Annotated in this window: 8 protein-coding genes and 1 pseudogene; all 9 read right to left on the reverse strand. The window is 72.3% G+C overall.

What is annotated here, in order from left to right; all coding sequences use genetic code 11:
* Window positions 1-95: 95 nt before the first annotated feature.
* Window positions 96-1,661: pseudogene (locus ABD224_RS14165) on the reverse strand (4-coumarate--CoA ligase family protein); the annotation flags it as partial.
* A gap of 38 nt (window positions 1,662-1,699) precedes the next feature.
* Window positions 1,700-2,908, reverse strand: a complete 1,209-nt coding sequence (locus tag ABD224_RS14170) for an acyl-CoA dehydrogenase family protein (protein ID WP_344049896.1) — start codon at window positions 2,906-2,908, stop codon at window positions 1,700-1,702.
* Window positions 2,905-4,764, reverse strand: coding sequence for an acetyl/propionyl/methylcrotonyl-CoA carboxylase subunit alpha (locus ABD224_RS14175; RefSeq protein ID WP_344049897.1), 1,860 nt, complete (start codon window positions 4,762-4,764; stop codon window positions 2,905-2,907). The genes ABD224_RS14170 and ABD224_RS14175 overlap by 4 nt, the downstream gene beginning before the upstream one ends.
* 12 nt (window positions 4,765-4,776) lie before the next feature.
* On the reverse strand, window positions 4,777-6,375 hold the full coding sequence (locus tag ABD224_RS14180) for an acyl-CoA carboxylase subunit beta (protein WP_344049898.1): 1,599 nt from the start codon (window positions 6,373-6,375) through the stop codon (window positions 4,777-4,779).
* Window positions 6,372-8,102, reverse strand: a complete 1,731-nt coding sequence (locus tag ABD224_RS14185) for an acyclic terpene utilization AtuA family protein (protein ID WP_344049899.1) — start codon at window positions 8,100-8,102, stop codon at window positions 6,372-6,374. The genes ABD224_RS14180 and ABD224_RS14185 overlap by 4 nt, the downstream gene beginning before the upstream one ends.
* Complete coding sequence (locus ABD224_RS14190) at window positions 8,099-8,893, reverse strand: TIGR03084 family metal-binding protein (RefSeq protein WP_344049900.1); 795 nt, start codon at window positions 8,891-8,893, stop codon at window positions 8,099-8,101. Before ABD224_RS14190 ends, ABD224_RS14185 begins: the two co-directional genes overlap by 4 nt.
* 130 nt (window positions 8,894-9,023) lie before the next feature.
* Window positions 9,024-10,028, reverse strand: a complete 1,005-nt coding sequence (locus ABD224_RS14195; protein WP_344049901.1) for an EamA family transporter — start codon at window positions 10,026-10,028, stop codon at window positions 9,024-9,026.
* Between the two features lie 317 nt (window positions 10,029-10,345).
* Window positions 10,346-10,711, reverse strand: coding sequence for a hypothetical protein (locus tag ABD224_RS14200; protein ID WP_344049903.1), 366 nt, complete (start codon window positions 10,709-10,711; stop codon window positions 10,346-10,348).
* Window positions 10,712-10,725: 14 nt separating this feature from the next.
* The gene (locus ABD224_RS14205; RefSeq protein ID WP_344049904.1) at window positions 10,726-11,985 is read right to left on the reverse strand and encodes a helix-turn-helix transcriptional regulator; all 1,260 of its coding nucleotides are present in this window, start codon (window positions 11,983-11,985) and stop codon (window positions 10,726-10,728) included.
* Window positions 11,986-12,042 lie beyond the last annotated feature (57 nt).

The raw sequence follows: 12,042 nt of genomic DNA on the forward strand, positions 1-12,042 counted from the left end.
TCCGTTGTCTCCCTCGGTTCGGGCTGCCGCTGCGGCGGGTCCGGCGGTCCCGGCGCCGTCCGTGCTTCCTGTGCTTCCTGTGCGTTCTGCACTTCCCGTGATTCCCGCAGTTCCCGGCGCAGGATCTTCCCGGAGGCGGCGCGGGGCACCGCGTCGATGAAGGTGACACGCCGGACGCGTTTGTAGGGGGCGACGCGCTCGGCGACGTACATCATGACCTCTCCCTCGGAGAGGGAGTCGGCGGCCGGCCGGCGCACCACGTACGCGTGCGGCACCTCGTTGCCGTCGGCGTCACGGGTGCCGACGACGGCGGCGTCCACGATGTCCGGGTGGGTGAGCAGCAGGGCCTCCAGTTCGGCGGGCGCCACCTGGAAGCCCTTGTACTTGATCAGTTCCTTGACCCGGTCGACGACGAACAGCCAGCCGTCGCGGTCCACGTATCCGACGTCGCCGGTGTGCAGCCAGCCGTCGGCGTCGATCATCGCGGCGGTGGCGTCGGGCCGGTTGAGGTAGCCCTTCATCACCTGCGGTCCGCGGATCAGGATCTCTCCGGCCTCGCCGGCGCCGAGGTCCTGGCCGGGCTCGGTGAGGGAGACGATGCGCATCTCGGTGCCGGCGATCAGCCGGCCGACGGTGCCGGGCGGCGCCTTGTGCAGGGCGTCCAGGGGGACGACATGGGTGCCCGGGGACAGTTCCGTCATGCCGTAGGCCTGGCCCACCGGCGGCAGGCCGAGCCGCCGTGAGCAGGCCGCCGCCAGCCGGGCGTCCAGGGGGGCCGCCGCGCTGATGACGTACCGCAGCGACGACAGGTCGTACTGGTCCACGGCCGGGTGCTTGGCGAGGGCGAGGACGATCGGCGGGGCCACGTACAGGTTGGTGATGCGGTGGTTCTGGATGGCCGCGAGGAAGGTGGCCGGCTCGAAGCGGGGCAGGACGACGACGGTGGCGCCCTGCCGCAGAGGGGCGTTCATCAGGGCCGTGAGGCCGTAGATGTGAAAAAGCGGGAGCACCGCGAGGATGCGGTCGCCGGGGCCGGTCGTGACCGCGGGTTCGAGCTGGGCGAGGTTGGTGGCGATCTGCCGGTGGGTGAGCATCACGCCCTTGGGGGTGCCGGTGGTCCCCGAGGAGTACGGCAGCGCCGCCACGTCCTCGGCCGGGTCGATGGCGACGGCCGGCTCGGGGGCGGTGGAGCCGAGCATGTCGATGACCGAGCGGTGTCCGTCCGCGCTGTCGCAGACGAAGATCTCCTCGACCCCGCCCGCGAGGGCGGCGGCCCGCTTCGCCGTCTTGAGCAGCGGGGAGACGGTCACGATCCAGCGGGCCGCGCAGTCCTTCAGCTGCCGGGCGAACTCCTCGGCCGTGGCGAGCGGGTGGGCGGTGGTGACCGAGGCGCCCGCGCGTGTGGCGGCGTAGAAGACCACGGGGTAGAACACCGTGTTCGGGCTGTGCAGGGCGAGGATGTCGCCCTTGCGTACACCGGCCTCGGCGAGCGCGGCGGCGATACGCCGGTGGAAGCGGTCCAGCTGTTCGTAGGTGAGGGTGGTGCCGTCCATGCCGTCGATCAGCGCGGGGGCGTCGCCGAACCGGTCGGCGTGCCCCAGCACGGCCTCGTGGATGGGCAGTTCCACGACCGGGACATCTGCGTACTCGCTGCGGAACACGGTTCCTCCTCGCACGCCGGCGGACGTCTCAGGACACCTCAGTACGACTTGGGCAGGCCCAGGGTCTGGTGGGAGACGTAGTTGAGAATCATTTCCCGGCTCACCGGGGCAATGCGGGTCACCCGTGCGGCGGTCACCAGGGAGGCGAGTCCGAACTCGCGGGTGAGGCCGTTGCCGCCCAGGGTGTGCACGGCCTGGTCGACGGCCCGCGCACAGGCCTCCCCGGCCGCGTACTTGGCCATGTTGGCGGCCTCGCCCGCGCCCATGTCGTCCCCGGCGTCGTACAGCCGGGCGGCCTTCTGGGTCATCAGGCGGGCGAGTTCGAGGTCGATGTGGGCCTGGGCGAGCGGGTGGGCGATGGCCTGGTGGGCGCCGATGGGCGTCTTCCAGACGGTGCGTTCGCGCGCGTACTCCACGGCGCGGGCGAGGGCGTAGCGGCCCATGCCGATCGCGAAGGCGGCCGTCATGATGCGTTCGGGGTTGAGTCCGGCGAACAGTTGCAGCAGTCCCGTGTCCTCTCCGCTCGTCCCTCCCTTCCCCTCTGCGCCGGAGGCGTGGGAGGGACTTCCGCCGACGAGTGCGTCGGCGGGCAGCCGGACGTCGTCCAGGACGAGCTCGAACTGCTTCTCGGCGGCGTGCAGTTCCATGTCGATGGGCCGCCGCTGGAAGCCCTCGGCGTCCGGCGGGACGATGAACAGGCAGGGCTTGAGACGTCCGGTGCGGGCGTCCTCGGTGCGGCCGACGATCAGGACGGCGTCGGCGATGTCGACCCCGGAGATGAACACCTTGCGGCCGGTGAGCAGCCAGTCGTCGCCGTCGCGGCGGGCGGTGGTGGTGATGCGGTGGGAGTTGGAGCCGGCGTCGGGCTCGGTGATGCCGAAGGCCATGGTGCGGGTGCCGTCGGCGAGGCCAGGCAGCCAGGTCCGCTTCTGTTCCTCGGTGCCGAAGCGGGCGATGACGGTGCCGCAGATGGCCGGGGAGACGACCAGCATCATCAACGGGCAGCCGGCGGCGCCGAGTTCCTCGAGGACGATCGCGAGTTCGGCGATGCCGCCGCCTCCGCCCCCGTACTCCTCCGGCAGGTTGACGCCGAGATAGCCGAGCTTGCCCGCCTCGGACCACAGTTCGGTGGGGCGGCGGCCCTCGTCGACGGTCCGGACGAAGTACTCGCGCCCGTAGCGCCTGCCGAGCGCGGCGACGGCGGCCCGCAGGGCCTTGTGCTCCTCGGTTTCCAGTGTGACGCTCACTGATCCTCCCGGTGTGCCTCGACGACGGCGAGCAGGGCACCGACCTCGACCTGGTGGCCGGGGGCGGCGTGCAGAGCGCTGAGCGTTCCGGTGACGGGCGCGGAGATCGTGTGCTCCATCTTCATCGCCTCCAGCCACAGCAGGGGCTGCCCGGCCCGGACGGTGGCGCCCACGGCCAGTCCGTCGGCGACGCGGACGACGGTGCCGGGCATGGGCGCGAGCAGTGAGCCGGGGGCGTGCTGGGCGGCGGGGTCGGGGAAGCGGGGCAGGGCGGTGAGGGCACAGCCGCCCACGTACACCTGGTCGCCGTAGCGGGCCACCTCGTACGTCCGCCGCACCCCGTCCGCCTCGAGCACGACCCGGTGTGCGTCCGCGTGCACCACGCGCACCCCGTCGGCCTCGGGGACGAGCCCCGTGCGGGTGTGCCGGTAGCGCACCTCGTACTCCTGACCGTCCATCAGGTACCGCTTGATCTGCGGCTGCGAGGGCAGGTTGCGCCAGCCGCCGAACCGGGAGCGGCCGTGCGCGTCGGCGAGCGCGGCGGCCAGCGGGGCGTGCGGGTCGGGGGCGGGCTCGGTGAGGCCGGCGAGGTGGCGGTCGTAGAAGCCGGTGTCCATCCGGCCGTGCGCGAACTCCGGGTGCCGCAGGGAGCGGACGAGCAGGTCCCGGTTGGTGACCGGGCCGTGCACGGCCGCCCGCTCCAGCGCGTCGGCCAGCTTGCGGACCGCCTCCGCGCGCGTGGGGGCGTGGGCGACGACCTTGGCCAGCAGCGGGTCGTAGTGGACGCCGATCGTGTCGCCGTCGGCGAAGCCGGTGTCCAGGCGGACGTTCCCGGGGACGGCGAGGCGGTGCAGGGTGCCGGTCTGCGGGGCCCAGTCGCGGGCCGGGTCCTCGGCGTACAGACGGGCCTCGACCGCGTGGCCCTGGGCGCGGGGCGGGTCGGGGTCCAGGGCGTGGCCCTCGGCGACGCGGATCTGCAGGGCGACCAGGTCGATGCCGAACACGGCCTCCGTCACGGGGTGTTCGACCTGGAGGCGGGTGTTCATCTCCAGAAAGTGCGCCCGGCCGTCGGCCACCAGGAACTCCACGGTGCCGGCGCCGACGTAGTCGACGGCGCGGGCGGCGCGCAGGGCCAGTTCGCGCAGGTCCCGCTCCAGTGCGGCGGGCAGTTTGGGTGCGGGTGCCTCCTCGACGACCTTCTGGTGGCGGCGCTGGAGGGAGCAGTCGCGGGTGCCGAGCGTCCACACGGTGCCGTGGGTGTCGGCGAGGATCTGCACCTCCACGTGCCGCCCGCCTTCGATGTACGGCTCGAGAAACACCTCGCCGTCCCCGAAGGCGCGTGCCGCCTCCGCGCGGGCGGCGGCCAGCTCGCCCTCCAGGTCCTCCAGGCGCCTCACGACCCGCATCCCGCGTCCGCCGCCGCCCGCGGACGCCTTGACCAGCACCGGCAGGTCGGCCTCGGTGACGTCCTCCAGGGGCCGGATGCCCATGAGGTCTCGGGCGCGGGTCTTGGAGGCCATCGCCTCGATGGCCTCGGGGGGCGGCCCGACCCAGGTCAGGCCCGCGTCCAGGACGGCCCGGGCGAAGTCGGCGTTCTCGGCCAGGAAGCCGTAGCCGGGGTGGACGGCGTCCGCGCCGGCCGCGACCGCCGCCTTCACGATCAGGTCGCCGCGCAGATAGGTCTCGGCGGGCGTGACCCCCGGCAGCCGTACCGCCGCGTCGGCCGTGCGCGTGTGGAGGGCGGTGTCGTCGGCGTCCGAGTGCACGGCGACCGTGCGGATGCCCAGGGCGGCACAGGTGCGGAAGATGCGGCAGGCGATCTCGCCCCGGTTGGCGACCAGCAGAGTCGAAATCATCGGTTCGGTCCCTCACATCCGGAAGACGCCGAAGCCGCCGCGCACGCCCTCGTAGGGCGCGGTGTGGATGGCGGACAGGCACAGGCCGAGAACAGTGCGGGTGTCGCGCGGGTCGATGACGCCGTCGTCGTAGAGCCGTCCGGACAGGAACATCGGCAGCGACTCGGACTCGATCTGCTGCTCCACCATCGCCCGCAGGGCCGCGTCGGCCTCCTCGTCGTAGGGCTGTCCCTTCGCCGCCGCCGACTCCCGGGCGACGATCGACAGCACGCCCGCGAGCTGCTGCGGGCCCATGACGGCGGACTTGGCGCTGGGCCAGGCGAACAGGAAGCGCGGGTCGTAGGCCCGCCCGCACATGCCGTAGTGCCCGGCGCCGTAGGAGGCGCCCATGAGGACGGACAGATGCGGCACCCGTGAGTTGGACACCGCGTTGATCATCATGGCGCCGTGCTTGACGATGCCGCCCTGCTCGTAGGCACGGCCGACCATGTAGCCGGTGGTGTTGTGCAGGAAGAGCAGCGGGATGTCGCGCTGGTTGGCGAGCTGGATGAACTGGGCCGCCTTCTGCGACTCCTCGCTGAACAGCACGCCCCGGGCGTTGGCGAGGATGCCGACGGGATAGCCGTGCAGGGCGGCCCAGCCGGTGACCAGACTCGTCCCGTACAGCGGTTTGAACTCGTCGAAGTCGGAGGCGTCGACGATCCGGGCGATGACCTCGCGGGGGTCGAAGGGGGTCTTCAGATCGCCGGGGACGATGCCGAGGAGCTCCTCGCCGTCGTACAGGGGCGGCGGTGCGGCGGGGGGATCGGGGTGGGCCTTGCGGTGGTTGAGGCGGGCGACGACACGGCGGGCCTGCCTCAGGGCGTCGTGCTCGTCGACGGCGAAGTGGTCGGCGAGACCGGAGACCCGGGCGTGCATCTCGGCGCCGCCCAGCGACTCGTCGTCGCTCTCCTCCCCGGTCGCCATCCGCACCAGCGGCGGACCGCCGAGGAACACCTTGGCGCGTTCCTTGACCATGATCACGTGGTCGGACATGCCGGGGATGTAGGCGCCTCCGGCGGTGGAGTTGCCGAAGACGACGGCGATGGTCGGGATGCCGGCCGCCGACAGCCGGGTCAGGTCCCGGAAGACGGCGCCGCCGGGGATGAAGATCTCCTTCTGGGAGGGCAGGTCGGCACCGCCGGACTCGACGAGGCTGATGCAGGGCAGCCGGTTGGCGAGTGCGATGTCGTTGGCCCGCAGCGCCTTCTTCAGGCTCCACGGGTTGCTGGCGCCGCCGCGCACGGTCGGGTCGTTGGCGACGATCACGCACTCCACGCCCTCCACCACCCCGATCCCGGTCACGAGCGAGGCGCCCACGGTGTACTCGCTGCCCCAGCCGGCCAGCGGCGACAGCTCCAGGAACGGGGTGTCGGGGTCGAGCAGCAGCTCGATCCGCTCCCGTGCGAGCAGCTTGCCGCGCCGCCGGTGCCGCTCGACGTACTTCGGGCCGCCGCCCGCGAGCGCCTTGGCGTGCTCGGCCTGGAGGTCGGCGAGCTTGGCGAGCATGGCCTCGCGGTTGGCCCGGTAGTCGGGGGAGTCGGTGTCCAGGGCGGAGGAGAGGACCGTCACAGCAGGACCTCCGGGATGTCCAGGTGGCGGGAGCGCAGCCATTCGCCGAGCGCCTTGGCCTGCGGGTCGAAACGGTGCCGGGCGGCGACGCCCTCGCCGAGGATTCCCTCGACGACGAAGTTCAGCGCCCGCAGATTGGGCAGGACGTGCCGGGTGACGGGCAGCGCACGGCTCTCGGGGATCAGCTGCCGGAACCGGTCGACGGTCAGCGTGTGCGCGAGCCACCGCCAGCCGTCCTCCGACCGCGCCCACACCCCGACGTTGGCGTCGCCGCCCTTGTCCCCGCTGCGGGCCCCGGCGACGAGCCCGAGCGGGGCCCGCCGGGTCGGGCCGGCGGGAAGGGGGTCCGGCAGGGGCGGCTCCGGTACGTCCTGAAGCACGCGGGTGTCCGGGGCCGGCGGGACGGCGACACGGCGGCCGTCGGGGAGGACGGCCGCATGGCCGACGGCGTCCTGGGGGACGTACGCGGTCTCGAAGACGCCGTAGGGCGTGCCCTTGCCGGGAGGGGCATGGAGGTGGAAGCCGGGATACCCGGCGAGCGCCAGTTCGACGGCGGCTCCGCTGAACGCCCGTCCCACGGCCTCGGGGTTCCGGTCGCGGGCGACCAGCCGGAGCAGCGCGCTCGCCGTCTCCTGGGTGTCGGCGTCGGCGCGGTCGGTGCGCACCAGCTCCCAGCGGATCTCCTCGGGCGGTGACGCCTTGAGGGCGTCCTCCATCTGCTGCCGCACGAGGGCGGCCTTGCGCTCGATGTCGAGCCCGGTGAGCACGAAGACGACCTCGTTGCGGAAGCCGCCGAGGCGGTTGAGCCCGACCTTGAGAGTGGGCGGCGGGGCCTCTCCCCGCACGCCCTCGACGCGCACCCGGTCGGGCCCGTCCTGGCGCAGCCGTACGGTGTCCAGCCGGGTCGTGACGTCGGGTCCGGCGTAGCGCGCGCCGTCCGTCTCGTACAGCAGCTGGGCGGTCACCGTGCCCACCTCCACGACACCGCCGGTGCCGGGGTGCTTGGTGATGACGCAGCTTCCGTCCTCGTGGATCTCGGCGACCGGGAAGCCGGGGCGGCGCAGCCGCTCGAGGGCGTGGTCGGCGAAGAAGGCGTAGTTGCCGCCGGTCGCCTGGGCGCCGCACTCCAGGACGTGCCCGGCGACGACGGCGCCCGCGAGCCGGTCGTACTCCTTCGGCTGCCAGCCGAAGTGGGCGGCGGCGGGCCCGGTGACCAGGGCCGCGTCGGTGACCCGGCCGGTGACGACCACGTCGGCGCCCGCGCGCAGGCACGCGGCGATCCCGAAGCCGCCGAGGTAGGCGTGGGCGGCGAGGACGTCGGCGGGGACCCCCTCCGGCCGCGCGGTTCCGAGGACCCGGGGAAGGGCGGGGGCGAGGTCGTCGCCCTCGACGTGGGCGACCCGCACCGGCACCCCGAGCCGCCCGGTCAGCTCCCGCACCCGTTCGGCGAGCCCGGCCGGATTCAGCCCGCCGGCGTTGGTGACGATCCGCACGCCCCGCTCGTGCGCGAGCCCCAGGCACTCCTCGAGCTGCCGCAGAAAGGTGCGGGCGTATCCGGCCGCCGGGTCCTTCAGCCGGTCCCGGCCCAGGATCAGCATGGTCAGCTCGGCGAGGTAGTCCCCGGTGAGGACGTCCAGCTCCCCGCCGGTGAGCATCTCGCGCATCGCGTCGAAACGGTCGCCGTAGAAGCCGGAGGCGTTGCCGATCCGCAGGGTCCGCGGTGTCATGCGCCCGCCCCCTTGGGTGCGCGCCCGGTGCCGGGCGGTCCGGCGAAGGCCTGGGCGATGTCCAGCCAGCGGTCGGCGTCCGGGCCCTCGGCGCGCACGGCGAGGTCGGCGCGGTGGGCCCGCTGGGTGACCAGCAGGCAGAAGTCGAGGGCGGGTCCGGTGACCCGCTGGGAGGCGTCCTCGGGTCCGTACGTCCACAGCTCGCCGGAGGGTCCCCGCACCTCCACCCGGAACTCCTCGTCGGGCACGGGCAGCCCGTGCACGGTGAAGGCGAAGTCCCGCGCCCGCACCCCGATGCGCACCACATGCCTGAGCCGGTCCGTAGGGGTGCGCACCACGCCCAGCGCGTCGGCCACGTCCTGCCCGTGCGCCCAGGTCTCCATCAGCCGTCCGGTCGCCATGGACGCGCCCGACATGGGCGGCCCGTACCAGGGGAACCGGGCGCCGGGCGGCGCCGCCCGCAAGGCGGCGTCGAGGGCCTCGCGGCCCGTGCGCCACCGGGTCAGCAGCTCGTCCGGCGGGAGCCGGGCCCCCTCCTCCGCGCCCTGGTCGACGAACGACCCGGGTGCGGCGAGCGCCTGCTCGACCAGTGCGTGGAAGCCGTCCGCGTCGGTGACGGCGAGCAGGGCGGACCGGTCGGTCCAGGCGAGATGGGCGATCTGGTGGGCGATGGTCCATCCGGGCGCGGGGGTGGGCAGTCGCCACTGCTCGGCGCTGAGGTGGGCGACCAGCCGGTCGAGTTCTTCGCTCTCCGCGCGCAGGTCGTCGAGCACGGGCGTCGCATCGGCCATGAGGCGAGCATGACAGTGCTCCCCGAATCATTCAAGCATGAATGCATGATTTTCTTCCGGTCCGCACGGCGAAGGGGCGGGTCCGCTCCCGGGACTCCGCCCCTCGGTTCTCAGGACTCCGCCCCCGCTCTCAGGACTCCGCCCCGGGCTCCGGCGCCTTCCCCCGGTTCGCCTGGGTCCGCTGGTTCGCCTGGGTCCGCACCGCCCCCATGCTCGCCGCGATGACCAGGGCGATCGCCGCGGCCTGGTCAGGGGAGAGGGACTGGCCGAGGACGAGGAAGCCGGCCGTGGCGGCGAGAGCCGGCTCCAGGCTCATGAGGATCGCGAAGGTGGAGGCGGGCAGGCGGCGCAGGGCGAGCAGCTCGAGGGTGTAGGGCAGGACCGAGGACAGCAGCGCGACCGCCGCGCCCAGCGCGAGCGTCGTCGGATCGATCAGCTTCGCGCCCGACTCGGCGATCCCCAGCGGCAGGAACAGCACCGCGCCCACCGCCATCGCCAGGGCCAGCCCGTCGGCCTGCGGGAAGCGGCGGCCGGTCCGGGCGCTGAAGACGATGTAGGCCGCCCACATGCCGCCCGCCGCCAGCGCGAAGGCGACCCCGACGAGGTCCAGATCGCTGAAGCCGCCGCCCCCGAGCAGAAAGACACCGGTCAGGGCGAGGGCGGCCCACACGATGTTGATCAGACGACGCGAGGCCAGCACCGACAGGGTGAGCGGGCCGAGGACCTCCAGGGTGACGGCGGGGCCGAGCGGGATGCGGTCGATGGCCTGGTAGAAGAGGCCGTTCATGGCGGCCGTCACAATGCCGAAGACGACGACCGTGCCCCAGTCGGCGCGCGAGTACCCGCGCAGCCGCGGCCGGCAGAACACCAGGAGCACGAGCGCGCCCACCACCAGCCGCAGGGTCACCACACCGAGCGCGCCCGCCCTCGGCATCAGCGCCACGGCCAGCGCGCCGCCGAACTGCACCGAGACACCGCCGGCGAGCACCAGGCCGACCGGCCCCAGCGAGCCGAAACGGCCCGGCCCTCCCGGCCCTTTGGACGCGGACGCGGGGACGGCCGGGGCGGAAGCGGCCGGGGCGGAAGCGGCCGGGGCCGACGAGGACGGGGTGACGGGGGTGGGGTGGCTGTCCACGGGCCTCAACTCGGAATTAGTCCAGCATGATGTACTTCAAAGTCCAGGGTAATGAACTCAGGTCAGGCGTGTGAAGCCTTTTGGGCCTGTCTCAGTCCATGAAAGCAGAGGGCGGCGCGCACCGGCATGAGCAGGGGCCCGGCGTTCTGAAGCCCGGCGTACGCGCTGACCGACATGGGGGAGGGGCATGGCGGTCGGTGAAGACCGGGACGGCACGGCCTTCCGTCGTCCTCTGCCCTCGGCCCACCGGCCGGCGGCCACTGACACGCAGTGCCCCGCTTCCCGGCCCCGGGAAGCGGGGCACTGCGCATGACCGGTCAGGCCAAGGACGTCGCGATGGCCTCGAAGATGTCGGCGTCGGTCTCCTGCTGCCACGTCGGCAGAGCGGGCCAGTCAGCCACGTACGCCGGCTTGGGGTCCTCGAAGTGCTTGTACATCTGCGCGGTCCAGCACGTTGCGACGAAACGCCCCTTCTGCTCGCGCGACAGGCGGGATGCGTGCCCACCGCTCAGTTCGAGGAACTGGCGCACCTGCTCGTACACGGCGCCGGCAGCCTCGCGCTCCCACTCGGGCGTCTCCTCCCACGGAGCCACATAGCCCGGCTTCGGCTCACCGGGGAAGTGCTTGCGCACTCCTGCGATCCACGCTTCACGGAACAGTCGAGCGCCCGCGGCTTCCGACATGCCCATCCCTTCCGTCAGGTTGTGCACAGCACACCGATCTCGGCGGCCAACTCGGCCACGCGGCGATCCTGCCCCAAAGAGCCGAATTCTGCGCGCAACATCTGGAGTCTACGGACGACGTATCCGGATCCTGACTGTTTGGCCAGCTGGAGCGCCTCACTGCCGTAGGTGACGACCTGCTCGGCATCACGCCGCTTGGCCCCGATCGTGGCGAGATCAGCCAGCACGGCGCCACGGCGGCGGAAGGACAGACCGCTTTTGAGCGCGCCGGACGTCAGAGCCGTCCTCAGCGTGTCCTCGGCCAGGTCCAGATGGCCGAGCTGCACGTAGCGCGCTCCTCGTTCCTCGGCCAACCGCGAGCCGTCGAACCGCAGCCAGCCGGCGTTGTGCACAGGCGCCGGAAGGCCTGACACCTTCTGCGCCTCCTCCATCGCACGCTCGCACGCCGTCTGGTTCCGCAGATTGGCGTACGCCTCCGCCTGCACGGATGCGACCCAATACCTGGTGGAGAGGGAACTGTCCCCGCGCACGGCGATCCCCCGTGCGACTTCGAGGGTCTCGGCGGCCTCCGCGTAGCGGCGCGCGTACATGTCGACATAGGCATGCCGGACCAACGCGCACGCCCACAGATCGAAGGACCGCGCCTGGGCGCTCGCAGAGGCCGCCAGGGTGTAGGAGGCTGCTGCGTCCGTGTACCGGTTCGCGTCGAAGGCCAGTTCTCCGGCGAGTTGGAAGAGGTCGCCGACCACTGTGCACAGGCTGTCCGCGTATCGCGACGGACCGGACTTCAGCGTGTCGTTGAGCGCGACGAGCTGGTCCTGTACGACCACGGTGACCGAACGCTTGGAGCGGGCGAGCTGGTACACCTGCCACAGGTGCCTGTTCATGATGTGGAAGTCGTCGATCGAGCTCCGGTCGGCGGACTCCGCCACGGCCTCGGCCGTCTGCGTATCGAGAGCCGTGAGTGCGCCGGTCACCGCCAGCAGGCGCAGGAACTCGCGTCGGATCATGTCGTCGATGATTCCCCCGGAACCGCGAGGAGAACTCATCAGCGACGCCGCGGACTCCGGAAGATCGGCCCGTAAAGGGGTCAGCAGTGCGTCGAGTTCAGAGAGGTCCAGGCGCAGTAGTTGGGCGATCTTCGGCCGCTGCTCGGGCGTGGGCTGTGTCTCTCGTCGCTCCCAGCGGCCGACCGTTGTGCGGTCCACACCGAGAGCATGTGCGAACTGCTCCTGACTGTAACCCATGGCTTTACGCCGCTTGGCAAAGTTCACGACGGCTCCTTTCCCACTTTCCCCGCTTGACCAGGGCGTTGCGCACGCGGCGTTTCC

This window comes from Streptomyces thermoalcalitolerans (genome assembly GCF_039525155.1).
In the GTDB taxonomy this organism is placed as follows: domain Bacteria; phylum Actinomycetota; class Actinomycetes; order Streptomycetales; family Streptomycetaceae; genus Streptomyces; species Streptomyces thermovulgaris.